This window comes from Rhizobium sp. BG4, from assembly GCF_016864575.1.
GTDB lineage: Bacteria > Pseudomonadota > Alphaproteobacteria > Rhizobiales > Rhizobiaceae > Rhizobium.
The window spans coordinates 359,085-375,635 of record NZ_CP044127.1 but is presented as its reverse complement, the minus strand read 5'-3'; the positions used below and the strand labels follow the sequence as shown (position 1 = coordinate 375,635).

General features: G+C 57.4%; 12 protein-coding genes and 1 pseudogene. 4 read left to right on the top strand and 9 right to left on the bottom strand.

Translation table 11 applies throughout. The annotated features are described in order from the left end of the window. Nucleotides 1-114: 114 nt before the first annotated feature. Nucleotides 115-2,364, bottom strand: a complete 2,250-nt coding sequence (locus tag F2982_RS29495) for an EAL domain-containing protein (protein WP_203431592.1) — start codon at nt 2,362-2,364, stop codon at nt 115-117. Between the two features lie 209 nt (nt 2,365-2,573). Between F2982_RS29495 and F2982_RS29490 the strand changes: the two genes are divergently transcribed. After that, complete coding sequence (locus F2982_RS29490; protein ID WP_246777764.1) at nt 2,574-3,317, top strand: transporter substrate-binding domain-containing protein; 744 nt, start codon at nt 2,574-2,576, stop codon at nt 3,315-3,317. A gap of 170 nt (nt 3,318-3,487) precedes the next feature. Here F2982_RS29490 and F2982_RS29485 read toward each other — a convergent pair whose 3' ends face one another. Continuing rightward, nucleotides 3,488-4,189 (bottom strand): hypothetical protein, encoded by a 702-nt coding sequence (locus F2982_RS29485; RefSeq protein WP_199629689.1) that lies wholly within the window; start codon nt 4,187-4,189, stop codon nt 3,488-3,490. A gap of 204 nt (nt 4,190-4,393) precedes the next feature. Next, nucleotides 4,394-6,183, bottom strand: a pseudogene (locus F2982_RS29480) (thiamine pyrophosphate-requiring protein). Nucleotides 6,184-6,445: 262 nt separating this feature from the next. Between F2982_RS29480 and F2982_RS29475 the strand changes: the two are divergent. Beyond that, a complete protein-coding gene (locus F2982_RS29475) occupies nt 6,446-7,063 on the top strand; it encodes an NAD(P)H-dependent oxidoreductase (RefSeq protein ID WP_203431590.1) in 618 nt (205 codons plus the stop codon). 1,045 nt (nt 7,064-8,108) lie between these two features. Here F2982_RS29475 and F2982_RS32230 read toward each other — a convergent pair. Next, on the bottom strand, nt 8,109-8,534 hold the full coding sequence (locus tag F2982_RS32230; RefSeq protein WP_203431589.1) for a hypothetical protein: 426 nt from the start codon (nt 8,532-8,534) through the stop codon (nt 8,109-8,111). Here F2982_RS32230 and F2982_RS29465 point away from each other — a divergent pair. Beyond that, nucleotides 8,527-10,188 (top strand): alpha-amylase family protein, encoded by a 1,662-nt coding sequence (locus F2982_RS29465; RefSeq protein WP_203431588.1) that lies wholly within the window; start codon nt 8,527-8,529, stop codon nt 10,186-10,188. The two genes, F2982_RS32230 and F2982_RS29465, sit on opposite strands and share 8 nt — an antisense overlap. 523 nt (nt 10,189-10,711) lie before the next feature. Here the strand turns inward: F2982_RS29465 and F2982_RS29460 are convergent. The 4 genes from F2982_RS29460 to F2982_RS29445 all read right to left on the bottom strand — a co-directional run bounded on the left by F2982_RS29460 (nt 10,712) and on the right by F2982_RS29445 (nt 14,307). Continuing rightward, nucleotides 10,712-11,314, bottom strand: coding sequence for a general stress protein (locus F2982_RS29460; protein ID WP_203431587.1), 603 nt, complete (start codon nt 11,312-11,314; stop codon nt 10,712-10,714). Between the two features lie 24 nt (nt 11,315-11,338). Then, nucleotides 11,339-11,650: a PepSY domain-containing protein gene (locus F2982_RS29455; RefSeq protein ID WP_112716013.1), complete on the bottom strand. Its 312-nt coding sequence runs from the start codon at nt 11,648-11,650 to the stop codon at nt 11,339-11,341. 458 nt (nt 11,651-12,108) lie between these two features. Then, complete coding sequence (locus F2982_RS29450; RefSeq protein ID WP_203431586.1) at nt 12,109-12,465, bottom strand: hypothetical protein; 357 nt, start codon at nt 12,463-12,465, stop codon at nt 12,109-12,111. A gap of 1,065 nt (nt 12,466-13,530) precedes the next feature. Then, complete coding sequence (locus F2982_RS29445) at nt 13,531-14,307, bottom strand: SDR family NAD(P)-dependent oxidoreductase (RefSeq protein WP_203431585.1); 777 nt, start codon at nt 14,305-14,307, stop codon at nt 13,531-13,533. A 1,093-nt stretch (nt 14,308-15,400) separates the two neighbouring features. Here F2982_RS29445 and F2982_RS29440 point away from each other — a divergent pair. Beyond that, on the top strand, nt 15,401-15,637 hold the full coding sequence (locus tag F2982_RS29440; protein WP_130279523.1) for a hypothetical protein: 237 nt from the start codon (nt 15,401-15,403) through the stop codon (nt 15,635-15,637). Nucleotides 15,638-15,745: 108 nt separating this feature from the next. On the opposite strand, the gene F2982_RS29435 is transcribed toward F2982_RS29440, so the two are convergent. After that, nucleotides 15,746-16,273 (bottom strand): response regulator, encoded by a 528-nt coding sequence (locus tag F2982_RS29435; protein WP_246777754.1) that lies wholly within the window; start codon nt 16,271-16,273, stop codon nt 15,746-15,748. Between the last annotated feature and the right edge of the window lie 278 nt (nt 16,274-16,551).

Genomic DNA, 16,551 nt, shown 5'->3' with positions numbered 1-16,551 from the left:
TCGTGATGAAGACCAGGTGTGCTTTACCGCTTGACCGCGCCTCGCATCCTGGGATCGGGCTGTAGCGCTGGATCCCACTGTCGCGACTATCGCGGTCGCTCGGTCTTGATCATCCTAGATCCGTCCGCGTAATCTTCCGTCGGGCGTCAGCATCAACGCAGCGAACTCGGCGCAGGGAAGGGGGCGGGAATAGAGGTAACCTTGGAGATCGGTGCAGCCTGCGGCAATCAGAAAGTCTTGTTGTCCGACAGTTTCGACGCCTTCTGCGGTTGCCGCCTTCCCCAGTTTCCGGCTCAAAGCAATGACGGACGAAACGATGGTGGCTCCCTCCGCCTTGCTTCCGAGCAGCGTCACGAATGAGCGGTCGATTTTGATCCTGTCGATGTTGATCTGGAGCAGGTGGCTAAGGGACGAAAAGCCGGTTCCGAAATCGTCGAGCGCAATTCGGACACCCTGAGAGCGAAGATTTCCCAAGGTTGACTGGACGGCGGCATCAACCTCGAACAGCGCAGCCTCTGTTAACTCAAGTTCAAGACGCGCCGGATCGAAGCCGGTTTCCTCGATGATGGACAGGACCTTGGAATCGAACCCGCGACGACGGAGTTGGGAGGGGGAAACATTGACCGCCACCGTCATCATCTCGGGCCATGCTCTAGCCTCTTCTGCCGCCCTGCGCAGAACCCATTCGCCAAGCTGGTCTATCAGCCCAGCTTCTTCGGCAAGCGGGATGAACCTGTCGGGAGCAAGAAGCCCAAGCCGGGGATGACGCCACCGGACCAACGCTTCCGCCCCCGATATAGGCTCGCCGCGTGTTGCGCGGTGTACGGACTGGAAGAACAGCTCGAGCTTGCCAGCATCATCTTCCGGCCTCAGATCATTGCAGGCCGAACTTGGCATTTCGGTAAGAACCTTGCGGAGTTCCCTTGTGAGGTTTTCCCTCTCGCTGCCGCGGCTATCCATTGACACGTCATAGGTAACATATTTTCCGCGGCCGCTCGACTTTGCTTCATAGAGAGCGACGTCGGCTCGGCGTAAGGTCTCTCCTCTCTCAGCCGTCCCTTCGACGATACCGACGGCACCAATCGAGCAGCCGATCCGCACGATGACGCCGCCGCCTGCCCGAAGTTCAAAGGGCGCGCTAAGCGTTTTTATGATCTGAAGCAGCAGTTCATTATCGCGTCCGGCGCTAACACCGGGCACAAGCAGTGCGAATTCGTCACCGCCCACTCTTGCAAGCGTATCTGCGTTCCCCAGAAGCTCCTGCATGCGCGCGACTGCCTTGATCAGCAATTCGTCGCCTGCCGGATGCCCGTAGGTGTCGTTGACCTCCTTGAACCTGTCGAGGTCGATGAGGGCGAGAAGGGCTTGGTTGCCATGGTGGCGGAGACCGTCGAGGCAGTGTTTAAAGCGTTCGGAAAATAGCGCTCTGTTTGGCAAGCCGGTGAGCACATCGTGGAGAGACAAGTGGCGTGCATGGTCCTCGCTCTGAGCAAGTTCCAAGAGGCTTTTCCTGAGCCGAACCATGAGGGCAAAGAAAAGGCCGCCGATCAGCACGCCTGCGAACGTCAGAAGCGGGGTCAGCCGCGCCACGACCCGGGATCCAGGCAGGTCAGGCGTCCAGATAATGAAGCCGATCGGTTCATGTGTCGCCGTGGCCTCGATTTGGAAAGCAACTTCGTTCGCCTCTGCATCAGCGGTTCGCGCATATCGAGCACCCGCCAGGCCTTGCTCCCGGCTCAAGGTATCAAGGGTGGGCCCATCCAAGAACCGGAACGCGGCAAGAAGCAACGGCTGGGACGTCCGGGATGCTGCGTCAATGGATGCTATGCCTGCTATCGACGGACGGCCTTCCAGGCGCATCAGATCGACGCGGATCGGTGCGTTTGCAGCGGCTGCTTCTTTTCCATGCAAGACGGTCCTGACCATTGGCAGGAGGAGCGGGCGGATCCATTTGTAACGTCGGGTCGTTTCCGGGTCCGAAGCGAAGGCCAGGTCCCCTGTGGGTGTTATCAAAAACGTCCCGTTGTAGCCGAACACGGTCTTGGACATGGTCGCAAACGCTTGTGCCGTGCCTGCATCGTCCTCATTGCTCATCGAGGCACTGGCTGAAATAAGTGAGGAGTATCCGGCCGCCATCAGCCTGAGGTCGTTCGAAACACGGTCGACCTGATCCTGCAAGCGGCTGTCGACCAGCTTTCGCTGACGGTCGAGCGCTGCGGCATCGCTTTCTTTTCCTGCCCAGAGGGCTGCAACAAAAACCAGCCCCAGGATCGCCAGCCCACTGATTGCGAGCAAGGCCAGTGTCGCACTTGACGATCGTGTTGCTCTTTTGGCCAGACGTTGTGGAAAATCATATGCGGACAAAGGTACCTCTCCCAGATTTTTCAATTCTGGAGGGCATAGATTACGAAAGGCTTTTCAAGCGACTGCAAATTTAGCCGGTCAGCATGATGAGCTTCTTAAAGGTTTCGTGTTCGACTGTCCGAGTTCTGATGCTCAACCAGATGGATTACACGATGACCAGATCGAACACGTCTTTCCGCTTCAAACTGCTGGCTGTGGCATCGAGCCTGATGCTGAGTGTCGGTGCCGCCCATTCTTCCTCGGCCGCCGAACAGGAAATGGTGCGAGTTGCCGTCGAGGGGGGATTTCCTCCGTTCAATTACCTGGACTCGGAAAACAATCTTCAGGGCTTCGATGTCGATATCGCAAAGGCGTTATGCGAGGCAGCCGCGCTGAAATGCCAGTTCATCGTGCAGGAATGGACAGGTATGATCCCGAACCTGTTGGCAAAGAAATATGACGCCATCATTTCCTCAATGTCCATGAGCGCGGAGCGGCGTCAACAGGTTGCGTTCACCAGCAAATATTACGATAGTCCGTCCGTATTCATCGTGCGCAAAGGCGCCGATATCACCGGCACTTCGCCCGATGATCTGAAAGATTTGAGACTTGGGGTGACGGCGGCCACATCGCAGGAGTCCTACGCGCGGAAATTCTACCCCGGCGTAGAAACAAGTGTGGTCCATGCGTCACCTGATCTCTACAAGAACCTGGCCGAGGGAAACGTGGATATCATCTTCGAGGACAAGTTGGCGGTGTACGACTGGTTGGCAAATACGAAGGCCGGCAGTTGCTGTGAATTCAAAGGTGAGGACGTCAAAAACGCCGAATATTTCGGCGACGGCGCGGGCATCGCCGTTCGCCCCGACGATGTCACGCTTCTTGCGAAGCTCAATGCCGCGCTGGACAAGATCCAGGCCAATGACGTGTACGATACGATCAACGCAAAATACTTCCCGTTCTCGATCCGATGACCTTGTGCCGGATCCGCATCGCTGGCGACCTCGAAAAAAGGAAAGAGCGTCCAGGTGCCGGCCTCAATAGCAGGGAGGTCGACGTTGGCATCGCGTTGTGCACAAAAAAACCCTGGCAGGCGCCAGGGTTGAAGTCAGGATAACGACTGCGGGAGGGATGTCGCAGTCTGTCAAAAACGCCGGGCATCACCATTAGTTCCTTCTGAAGAGGTAAGATCGGACGGTTTGCCGGCGACCTCTTCCCCGTCGCCCTGGTTCAAGCTCTCGAAGGGGCGTTGCAGCGCAGCCGTACCTCGCGCGCCCGTTTGGCGAAAATCTCCATTGGCGGGCTCGCTCGTGCTCTCCAATACCGGAAAGACGCTTTCGCGATCATTGGTGGTCGGCAGCAAGGTGCCGTATCGGTGGTCATCCAAGTTGGTCTCCGCTGGTTGTCTAGCAGAAAAAGCCGAGGCAGCGTCGGCAAGGTTGCCGTCCCAGCCGTCCAATCGCCATTGGCCAGCGCGCTCTTCAAGGTCGACAGCACCCTCAACGTCCAGTATGTCCTGCGCCGTCTCATAGTGCGCGTCGTCGACCTCTGCTGACACGAGAAAACCGCCACGTCGCAGACCCTCTGCATACGTGACCCGCTCGTCCTCGGAGATCTTCCAGCCGTCAAGCTTTCGCCAGAAGCTGTTGTCGCCGGTCACTGCGTCATCGACCCTGTCTGCCTCGAAGCCAGGCACGAAGCGGATTGCCTCCATCATCAGGCCGGCCTTCTTCAGGCGCTCTACCGCCTGTTCTGCGTCCTCGCGGGTGTCGAAGAAACCGACGAGCGTGTCTTTTGACTTGTCGGTCGACAGTGCGGGGGTTCTTTCGGTCGATAGGTTCGTCATCTCAACTCTCCTGTAGTAAGCTTTATTTGCCATCGCGATCGGTCGCATGTCGGTGCAACTTTCATGCCGTCCCATTGTTCCATGCAGCGCCGATCGGTCCCGACGGGGCGCAGCGCGATAATGTGAACGTGTTGCGGCGTGGGCCATCTTCGCTGGCGTGGGGCCGACCGCTGACGCTGGCTGCAGCGGTTCGATTTGCCTCCTTCAGCTCTCAAGACTGCCGGGCCAGAAGGAAGAAAGCAGTTGTCGCATGGTGCCCATGACGATCCCAGCCTCCCGGCTATCACCCTTTGCGAGTGTTTCAGTGATCTTCTTCATTTGCTCGAAGGTTAAATGTGGGGGCAGCGGTGGGACCTCCGGGTCCGTCTTGACCTCGAGCAGCACCGGCCGGTCAGACGACAGCGCCTCATCCCAGGCCGGCCCGACATTTTCTGGGCGGTCGACATAGATCCCCTTTAGTCCAATCATTTCCGCAAAGCGATGATACGGGACGTTTGGAATGCTTTGGGACGCTTCGAATTTAGGGTCACCCTCCATGACCCTCTGCTCCCACGTCACCTGATTGAGGTCTTCGTTGTTGAAAACGCAAATCACACACCGAGGGTCGTCCCAGCTCGACCAATATTTCGCAATGGTGATGAGTTCGGACATGTTGTTCATCTGCATCGCGCCGTCCCCCACCAGCCCGATAACGGGCCGGTCGGGATGTGCAAATTTCGCAGCGAGGGCATATGGCACAGCTGCTCCCATCGATGCGAGCCCTCCCGACAAAGAGGCCATCATGCCGCGGCGAATCTTCAAATCCCGCGCATACCAATTGGCACACGATCCGGAGTCGCTGGTGATGATGGCGCCATCAGGCAACCGGGGTGAAAGTTCCCAGGTGACACGCTGAGGGTTGACCGGGTTGGCATCTGCATGTGCCCGCTCCTCAAGCGTCTTCCACCATTTCGCGACCTTCGCCTCAATACTCTTGCGCCACTCTCCCTCCTTCTGTCTGAGATGTGGTAGAAGTGCTTTGAGGGTTTGCGCAGCGTCCCCCTGCAGATTGGTGTCCATCGGGTAGCGCAATGACAGCATGCTGGGGGTGATATCGATCTGTACCGCTTTCACGCTGCCCTCCTCGGGCAAGAACTCTGAGTAGGGAAAGCCGGAGCCGATCATCAAAAGCGTGTCGCAGTCACGCATCAAATCCCAGGAGGGCTCCGTCCCCAATAGGCCAATGGATCCGGTGACCCACGGCAAATTGTCTGGCAATGCAGCCTTACCTAGCAGGGCCTTTGCTACACCGGCGTTCAGTCGGTCGGCAACGGCGATAACCTCGTCTGTCGCCGCCAGGGCGCCCGCTCCCACGAGAATGGCTACACGCTCTCCTTGGTTGAGGATATCGGCGGCTTCCTGCAGGTCTTCCAAATGTGGTACGGTGCGAGCAGCCCTGAAACCGACACCGGAGTGGACCGTGCCGTGCTTGCGAGGGGGCTCTTCATAGGGAAGGTCCTGGAGGTCGTTGGGAAGGATAACTGCCGTGACAGTTCTGTTGGCCTTGGCGATGCGGACTGCCCTATCGATGAGATGTCGCACTTGTGCTGGTGTAGCGGCTTGATGAACAAAATCGCCGGCAACGTCCTTGAAGAGTGAGGCGAGGTCGACTTCTTGTTGATAGTGGCCACCAATTGCAGCGCGGGATTGCTGCCCGACGATGGCCAAAACCGGCTGATGATCAAGCCGGGCATCATACAGGCCGGTGAGGAGGTGGGTTGCACCAGGTCCTGATGTCGCTATACAAACTCCGATATCGCCAGTGAATTTTGCATGGGCCGACGCCATGAAAGCGGCCATCTCCTCGTGCCTGGTTTGGATGAACTCCATTTTGCCTTCGCGCGAGCAAGAGCACCGAAGACGCCGTTGATACCGTCCCCCGGATATCCGAACAAGCGACGAACGCCCCATTGGTGCAGCCGTTCCACGATGAAGTCGCCGACAGTCATTGTCATTTTTCCAATCTCCAGGACGTATTTCCTTCTGCCAAACCGGGGAAAGAGCGCGATGTTCCATCGCGCGAGGAGGTAACCTGGCGCAGCTGCAACCGTTCGGCCGCGGTAAACTGCTGTCCAAAGTCCGGCAAACGCAGGGTGGACGACCACTTCTATTATCGGAGCGTTTCGGGGAACCGACTGGTTGGTCCGGCCTTTATGTTGCACAGGGTCGAGGCCTAGAGGTGGCCATCGGTCAATTTCCCAATCGCGAGGATATCCTATGCCAATGAAAGCAGTTGCCTTCAACAGCACCCTAAAACCGTCTTCCTCTTTCGAACAGTCGTCGACCGGAAGGCTTCTTGAGCTGATCTCTTCGCAGTTTGAGACGCACGATGTCGAAACCGAGATAATCCACTTGGCCGATTACGACATCAAACCAGGCGTAACCTCTAACGAGGGGGATGGGGACGCCTGGCCGGATATCAGGGCCAAGGTGCTCGCGGCCGATATCCTTATCATCGGCACACCGATATGGCTCGGTCAGCCTTCCAGCATTTGTAAACGCACACTGGAGAGGATGGACGCCTTCCTCGAAGAAACAGACGCTCACGGCCGGATGGTCTCCTACGGAAAGGTCGCCGCAGTCGCCGTTGTCGGAAACGAAGACGGCGCCCATCATGTTTCGGCAGAACTCTTCCAGGCTCTAAACGATGTCGGCTTTACCATCCCGGCCAATGCGTTAGCCTATTGGGTTGGCGAGGCGATGGGCTCGACTAACTTTGTCGACCTCGAGGAGATCCCCGGCGCAGTCAACACGATGATTTCTGCTCTGGCCCGAAATACCGCTCATTTGTCGCGCCTGCTAAAGCCAAATCAATATCCAAGCGATAAAAAATAACCGCCGCTGGCTGCAGCATGTGGGCGATCTCACCTGTCGGCAGCGGACGTACAAACATCGCAGTCGTCGGGCTCTTCCGGAGACAGATTGCTGCGAGCGTGGCGACCGTTGCGAAAAGCCGCATCCCTCGGGACTTGTTATCGTCTTGCCAGGAAGCGTGATAGGGTTGAGCCAAAGCGATGCCGCCAGAGATAAGGAGCTCAAAAAACCGGTTTGTGCGAACCTGGAGGTCCCTCAAACGGAACTTCCTGATCCAGCCCGCGTTAGTGATATGGATCGTTAACCCTCAACAACGTATCCAGTTGTGCTTTCCGCAACTTTGAAAAAGCCTCACACTCCAGCGTGAGGCTTTTTCTTCTTCGAACGGCGGGGCGATTTCCGCACCGTTCCATTCGCTATTGCAACGGACGTCGCGGGGTGTCCCTGCCTTTGCTCACGCTAGGCAGCCCAACGTCAGCTTGCGGCCGGTGGCAGGACTGGGCAATTCGACCTAGCGCACCAGCGTGGGCGCGAAAAAATGCCGGCAACTCGCCAAACCGGTTTCGCCCTCTCTCTTTTCGAAAAACCTCCGCCGTTGATCAGCTTAAGGCCTCTGGGAACCATTCGCTGATAAAGGTTCATAGATCGCTCTTCGATCATCACCGCAGGGCCTCGCCTGATAACCTCAGACTAAGCGCCGTTGGAAGAAGCGGCGCTCTTTTCCGCAATCCCGATAGACATGCAAAGGCAACGGCCACAACGGCTAGCCGTCGCAACGCCCTGAACGCGCTCGACCCGAGGAAAAAACCCGCTGCCTTCCTGGGGGACAAGCAGCGGGCACAGTCCAGAGAAGAGGATTGCGACAAGCAATCCAGACTCACCAGCCCGTTGAGCTTACAGAATCGGACTGCCGTGAAAAGGCTCCGTCTGAAATCGGACAGTTGAGTTGAAGCCTGCCTGTTGCCAGGATCGGCACCAGATTCAATCTGGACGGCGAGCGAACTTTCCCGGTGACTGGAACATTCGCGACAGCCATTACGTTGACAGCCAAAGGGAGATCGGGATGTCAGACGAAAACACCAAGACCGTCGTCGCAACTTTTCAGACGCGGGAAGCCGCCGACCTTGCCGTTCAGCACATGGTTCAAAAAGCAGGCTTGGACCGAGCCGCCATTTTCCTCGAGGCCGTCGGCCGGTCCAACAGTGCCGGTAAGATCCAGAGCGGTGGTGACACTGCATCGGCAAACCACGAGACGAGGATGGATGCCGCCCTTCGTGGTGAGATCGCCGTCTCGGTCGATCCGAGAAGCGATCAGGCGGCAGTGCTTCACCGCATCTTCGGCGACGCTGGTGCCATCCACGCTGCCGCTCGCTAAAGCAACTCGCTTGGCCATGGCATCCACACCGGACGTCGGGCGAGCTCGTGTTGAAGAAGAGAGATCGAAATCGGAGGTCTCGACGAAAAGAGCCTGCGGAGAAAAACGCGTGATCAATGATCTGTGGTACAAGAACGCCGTTGTCTATTGTCTGTCGGTCGAGACTTTCATGGATTCAAACGGTGACGGCGTCGGCGACTTTGAGGGCCTGCAGCGCCGGCTTGACTACCTCGCCGGACTGGGCGTCACCGCGATCTGGCTGATGCCATTCCAGACGTCGCCCGGGCGCGACGATGGCTATGATGTCTCCGATTATTATAACGTCGATCCACGCTACGGCACGCTCGGAGATTTCGTCGAATTCACGCATGGCGCAAAACAGCGCGGCATTCGCGTTCTCATTGATCTTGTCGTCAATCACACCTCGGACGAGCATCCCTGGTTCAAGGAGGCGAGAGCCGATAAGAAGTCGCGATACCGCGATTGGTATGTATGGTCGAAGACGAAACCGGCGGCCGCGGACGAGGGGATGGTGTTTCCCGGAGTGCAGACGTCAACGTGGACACGGGACAAGCAATCCGGCGAGTATTATTTCCATCGCTTTTACGAGTTCCAGCCGGATCTCAACACTGCGAACCCCCTTGTCCAGGCAGAGATTTTGAAGATCATGGGCTTCTGGATCCAGCTCGGTGTTTCGGGTTTTCGCATGGACGCGGTGCCCTTTGTTATCTCCGAGAAGGGCGCCGACGTTGCCCAGCCCAAGGAGCAGTTCGACATGCTTCGAACGTTCCGCGAGTTTCTTCAATGGCGAAAGGGAGACAGCGTGATTCTCGCCGAGGCCAATGTTTTGCCGAAGGAAAACATCGAATATTTCGGCGATGACGGCGAGCGAATGCAGATGATGTTCAATTTCCATGTCAACCAGGCACTCTTCTACGCGATGGCAAGCGCAGATACCCGTCCGCTTGTAAAGGCGCTCAAGGATACGGAGAAGCTTCCCAAGACTGGCCAGTGGGGCATCTTCCTACGCAACCACGACGAACTCGATCTCGGGCGACTGACCCAAAGCCAGCGGCAAACCGTGTTCAATGCGTTCGGACCGGACAAGGGCATGCAACTCTACGATCGCGGCATCCGCCGCAGGTTGGCTCCAATGCTGGGGGGAGACATTCGTCGTCTGAAACTCGCTTACAGCCTCATGTACTCGCTGCCAGGGACGCCTGTGCTGCGTTACGGTGATGAGATTGGTATGGGAGACGATCTGACGCTTCCAGAACGGAATTGCGCGCGCACCCCCATGCAATGGTCAAACGAGCCACAAGGCGGTTTCACAAAGAGTGAAAAACCCGTTCTTCCTGTTATCAGCGAGGGGCCTTACGGCTATGGACATGTCAACGTTGCCTTTCAGCGTCGTGACGCCGAATCCATGCTGAACTGGACCGAGCGTATGGTCCGCATGCGCAAAGAAGCGCCTGAGATCGGGTGGGGCACCTGTAGTGCGGTCGACTGCGGCGATCCGGGCGTGCTGATTCTTCGGTACGCATGGAGAGATAACGTTGTGATAGTCATACACAGCTTCCACGACAGGCCGGTTGAAATTGCTTTCCGCCTTCCGCAGGACAATAATGACGGCCCTCTGATCGACATACTGGATGGGCACGACAGCCGTGCTAACCACGACCGACGCCATCATATGGTTCACGAACCCTATGGCTTCCGCTGGTTCCGCGCCGGCGGCCTGGATTACCTTCTCAAGCGCCGGCGAGCGTAATTTAGCTTCCAAGGACGATTGCCCGGGGCAGCGTGTGATCCCCGTTGGTCAGGCAAGTCTACCGTCGAACGGCGCCTGCGGTAAAGAATTGATCGATCAGCAACAGCGCTTATGTGCGACAGGTGGGGTTATTTGTCTGGTTGCCTTCCGCGTTAGACGCACTGCCAGTCAAGATGCGCTGCGCGTCAAACACTTGGACGCTCATGATGTTCGTAGGAAACAAGAAGGCTTTTCCCGGGCCGCTTTGCCAGGCGCTGCTCTCACTTCGGACCGGGGAAAGCGCCGAAATCCCAAGGTTGTATTCCACTGGGTGGTATCACTGCCGGCCCGTTCATACGCTGAAAGATGGAACACCGGTCATGGCTTCACTTTAGCAAGCCACCTGCAGGCAATCCGTCCGGCCCGACTGGCCACACAAGACATTCCCGTCCAGGCGACACTTGTTTAAGGGAAGGTTCGCCTTCGGCTACCTGTGGGACGTGTCGAGCGGCCGCTATCGGCCGCTCGACGGATGTTTCAACCTTCAGCCGCGGCGGTAACGCTGGCGCTCCGCCTCGATCTGCTCGATCGTATAAGGTTCGGCACTTTCGTCGAAGCGGCTCCAACCTTGTTGCTGATAGCTCGTGCGACGGGATACATAATCGACCGGGCGGGATGCCGACAGGATCGACTGCGCAACTTCGGCTTTGCTGCCCTCGACCTTTGCCGTCACAACGGAGCCGCCACGGCGGATACCTTCAGCATAGAAGTTGGCTTCATCCTCGGGGACACCTTCGCTGATCATCGCGCCGACAATGCCGCCGACCGCGCCGCCGGCCACCGCGCCGGCAACCGCGCCTGCAGCCGTTGCTGCGAGCCATCCCGCAGCAACGACGGGGCCAACACCTGGAATGGCAAGCATGCCGAGGCCGGTAAGCAGGCCACCGGCGCCGCCGGCCACAGCGCCGACGCCAGCACCGGCACCCGCACCTTCGCCTGCGTAAGAACCCTGGCCCTCGACATCAACACCATTCGCCTTGTTCGTCACAATACTGATGTGATCGGAAGGGACACCCGCTTCTTCCAGGGCCGTGACGGCGGACCGGGCATCATCGTAGCTGTCATACAGTCCGGTAACAGTTCTCATTTGATCATCTCCTTCAACGGTCCATTACTTGGCGAGTGTCACGTTGCCCTGAAAATCTAGGGAGACAGCTGCATCAGCGCCGTCTTTTTTGGCTGTTGCGCGCCAGACGCCCTGATCATCGAGCTTCAGTCCCATAACGTCCGAAAAGCCGGCTTCCTCGATACGTGACTTCGCCTGACTTTCCGTGAAACTGTTCTTACCAGCCACAGGCGCGCCGGGATTGTGCTCGGTATTTACGGCCGGGGTCGTCTGAGAGGTCGACGGTGTCTCGCTCTGGGCAAAGGCGACCGTCGCCGACAGCAGCATGGCGGCGGTAAACGTCGTAATCTTTTGCATGGAAAGCTCCTGTTGTTGCCAGGACGAAACTTCGAAAAAAGCAACTTGTTCCGACGCTTACATCAAGCTGGGACAACAGTCGCGTAAATGCCCGAGGCGCGAGGCGCTTGCGCAATCACTGCGATGTCAGACAATATCGGGAAACGCCTAGAACTCGTGAGCAGATCGACCGGCAGTGTTCCTACCTGCGTCCCCCGAGGGTCAAACAGGCGCTACCTCAGCCCCAGCGTCGTCGCCGCGATCGATGTCGCGCGATAGCGTCCAGGGTACGCGAACCGACATCTTTGAGCACGTGTTCAAGGCCTCGCCAGAGTTGAACGGTAGTGACTGCGTTCTTGGCATCTGAACCCGACCTCGCAGAGATCAAGCCAATGTGCGGTGGCTCCGCCGCTGCTCCGCAGTCTCAGCGAGGAACCTGAATTTGCTGTCTCGAAAAGACGCTGCAGCAAACGAGAAAGCTATATCTCGAAGGGAACGTGCGCGACAATCGCGCCTGTCGGGTCTCTGATTTCGAACACTAATCCGTCTAAACCACGGCAACGGCAACCGAGAGCGTCGAGTATCTTGCGACCATCGACCAACGCAGCCGTAATAGCGGCGCCGACATCCGGAAACATGCACCCCACTTCATCGCGGACACGTCGCGACGCCATGTTGACGTCGAAAAAGAACCGGGCGGCGATAGACGTTTCTCCGTTGTTAAATGAGCCCCGCGAGGCGGAGCCGGCGGCGCAGGTGTTCTCAACGCATGCTTCTGGCAGCGTCAGGGAAAATTTTGGAACTGCGAATGGATCCCGTCCGCGATAGCCCGACATGTTGACTATCCTTTCCGGTCACCTGATAGGTGGGCAGCTTCGGCAGCACCTTCAACCGTGAGACATTGCGCGTCCGATTGCGTACAGACGCGCCCCTTAAGTTTTCCCGGGCTTCCACCGTCCTGAATGTCCTTCGCGACTGTGTCGACCATCCCTCGGGAGGGTCGAGACAGTTGATCCGGCCTGTATGATGAGCGGCCTGAACGAGGAGCGCTCGCGAAAACTTCCTTGGAAATGTGGGTGGAGCCTGATGGGCAAAATCAGTCGGTTGATTGAAACCTGACGCAGCAAACGACCGACGAGCGAGCGGGGACCGTCGGCAATCTGGAGAACTGCGCGCTGCGAAGACAACGGCCGTCCGAGTAACCCTAGCCTTGGGTAGACCGCTTCAGCGCAAGGGCACCCGCATTAGCGGCTGTCTCCGCAAGACGGGTGGGAGGCTGTAGCAAATCATTACTTTGCATGATAATGCGGTCGTTGATTAAGCAAGATTTGACGCGAGAAGTGATGCACAGGTTTCTGACATATCTCAGCTTTGGCTTTTTGATCTGCGTCGCAATATCGATCTTTCTCATCGTCGTGGTGAGCGAGCACTATCCGGGGCCTCTTGTTGCAGGGGTAGACATGGGCGTCCGCGAAATTGGCATTGGACTTCTATGCGTCGGTGCACTGGGCGCAGCAATCATTGCCGTCCGGCTCGTCCATGCCTTAATTTCCCTCTACTCCAATTCCTGATGTCAAGCCCTTGTGGGCCGATGGAAAGGCGGCTTTCCACCGGGAGCGATAACTTTTTCGCTCCGGCTGCGACTGCGCGTCGTTAATGGCGTGGCCCAAGGCTAGACCTCGGGCGAGTTTTGGGTAAAGTCGCGACAATCGACTTGTCGCGTATCTGATTGGATGCAAAAGCTGTGAGAAGACTGGACACGCGACACAAGATTGCAGCCGTTCATCCCTTCGCGAGCGCTAAGTTCGGTCTCGCCCCAGCCGGCCTTCGGTGTAGTCAAATGGATCGATCGAGGCGCCGCTCGCTTTGACTTCGCAATAACTCTATTTCTGATTCAACTGTCATCGAAGTAGCCCTTGGCCTCCATCGACCCAGATCGGAGAGCCGGTGATATGTCGCGACCTGTCAGATGCCAGAAACGCGATGACCTCGGCAACGTCTTCACTTCGACCGGGCTTTCCTCCAGTCAGCGGTACCTGTCCTTCAGGCCAGATGACGGGTATGGCTGTATCATCCTTCTGCCGGAGGTTTGTGTTGGAACCAATGTTGGTTTCGATTTCGCCCGGGCAGACGGCATTGATCCTGATGTGGTGACGGGCGAGCTCCAATGATAGCTGCTGAACCATAGCGACCTGTCCCGCTTTCGTGGTCGTGTATGCTGTCGCTCCGGGGGTGGTGAAGGTCCGGGTTCCATTGATCGAGGACACAACGATGATCGCGCCACCACCCGATTTCTTCAAAAATGGCACCGTCTGCCTAATCGTTAGAAATGTGCCAGTGAGATTGACAGATATCGTCCTGTTCCATTCGTCGAGCGTAAGACTATCAATCGGCGCCCAGGCACCATTTATTCCCGCGTTGGCAACAACGGCATCAAGCCTGCCATACATGTCTACAAGAGAGGAAACCGCCGTCTCCATCTGCCTCTCGTCAGAAATATCGGCATCGAGCGCAATCGCATTGCCTCCCAGAGCCGCGATATCGTCAACGACGGCAGCGAGTTCGCGGTGAGAGTGACCCAAGGCGCCAATAGAGTAGCCGTCGCGTGCCAAGGTCAAGGCAGCCGCCCGACCTATTCCCGATCCGGCTCCGGTGATCATTGCTACCCGGTTGGTCATGTCTTTTCTCCGCTGACTGTTCCTAAAAACGCGCGAAAGATAAAAACGATGCCGTACGGTTGCGAACAACCATCCTTGTTGCTGATGTCTGAGCTAAGCCGGGGCCGCCGGGCCAAGGATCCTAGTTCCTTAGGAGGCGCGAAGATGAAACAACCCTCTGTTTTCGTGGATTTAGATGGGAGAGCCGAGACGAGGGCAGCATTCGCGGACATAATCCCGGCATGACGGAACCCGCTGAGAGTAAGATTCGCTTTTGGAGAAAGGCTGCTGCGGCAAAGCACGCGAGCCAGAGAGGGACGGCGAGACACATAAGACTGGATGAACAGGATCGCTTAAGACGCGCTAAAAGACCGCTCCTTTGGGTCAGTTGTAGGGCAACTTCAAGGGAGCGGTCTGATGCAGCGTTTTTCGACGGCAGCACAGTCACACTACCACGCTCGGGCCGGAGGGCAAGGATTGGTCCGCTACCGTACCGGTCGTCTTCCCCTGCTGTGACATACTGATCGATCGAACTCCATTACAGGTCGCTGGAGTGTCCTGCGTCAGTTGGATTTACGAGGTTTGGCGGCCCTGCTGATGGGCTGCCCGCTCGCCGCACAGAGGTCAAACGTAGTCCGGCGGGAACGACCATAAGAATTGCCTCAGCCGATGCAGTTTTTGCTTCTGCTGCAGACCAAGATCGGCGCTACGCAAATGGGTAGAGGTACCCTGGCACTCGCTCTCTACGAAAGTTCCAAATGGAAAGGGCGCTTCTCGACATCATGTCGGAGCGCCCTTGATCGGGATGGCGACGTTGCGGCGGAAGCCATCGGCCGAGGACTTCATCTGAGCGGATTCGGATGTCCCACGCAAGATCCATGCCCATTCCCTTAACGTCGGGAAGCGGCGTTGCACACAGTTCCTCCACATGTTCTCCACAACCTGTCCACAGCGCAAGCCTCTGGAAAGGCTACGGCAAAGGGCTTCTCCGAGCTTCTGTGCGTAGAGCTATATGATAGGGACGACGACGCCGCGAAAAAGCTGCGAAAATGAGTTTCCGTTCCGAGCCATATAGCTTTATGTTCGCCGCGCTCCTGAGCGCAGGCGGCGGACCTTGGAGAGCCGCGGCGGCGAGCATTCGTTGCTCCCGCCGCATCGTTTAGCCGGGGAGCAATGGGTAGCAGGCAAGGTCAGGACTTTCGTCGAAAGCGGAACGCACGACCGCGGGAGTGGTATCTGCCCGCATAAAGCGATCGTGACACTCGATGACATCGACGTGCCGCTGGTAAAAGTTGAGGCCTCCCGCTCCAGCATGTCGATTTTTGGTGCGGCTTGCCCCTTGATTATTTGATCCCTATGCATTGCTACTCAACCGGCGTGATCGAAGTCGTCGCAATGTTGGTCTTGCCTGTCTGTCAAAACACGCGCTAGCAGTCGTCGCGACGCCGGTTCACGTCGCCTATCGCGTTCCGAAGCCTGGTGCCTGCAGCATGCGGACAATCGCGTCATATGTGTAGGGCTTGGGAATAAATGACACGCCGCTCGCAAGGTCAAAAGCACCAAGTCTAACATGGCCAGAAGTGACGATGACGCGAGTCTGCGGCGAGCGGGCTCGCACCAGGGAGGTGAGCCCCAGTCCATCCGTCGTTCCCGGCATATTCACATCGGTGAATACAGCGTCAAAATCATTCCGTTGAAGAAGGACGAGAGCCTCGTCAGCGTTGCCCGCCTCAAGGACCTCGAAGCCGGCGTCTTCCAGGGCCTCGACGGTAGCAAACCGTATCAGCGGCTCGTCGTCGACCACCAGAACGCGCCTCACTTGCTCCCGCAGCGCCTCGTAGGGGACCTCCAGCCGCCTTTTGCGGTGTTCCCATTCTTCGGCCGCTTTGGCCCAATGCTCGCGATCTTTCCCATTTGGACAACCTTCAGATTGCCATATCTCGTGAGCTCTGATGCTGATCCAGTTATATTGGCTATGTTCCATCATGTCCTCCGATGCTAAAAAACGCGGCCTCGCGCTCGGGGTTCCGGACGGCTACAAGTATTCAACGAAACTCGCCCGTGATTAATTCTCATCAGCTTGCCGGATGATAGCGGGGTCAAATCGACCGAGGACGAGGCTGATCGTGGTTCTCCGGATATTTGAGAGAGTGGGGGAGCAGTACACGACGGCAGTCGTTCTCAATCCTGATGAAAGTTATTGCAATGGATCAAGTCGTAGCAATCTCTGAAGAAACCGGCCTTGGACAGGCGCTTCTGCGCGAG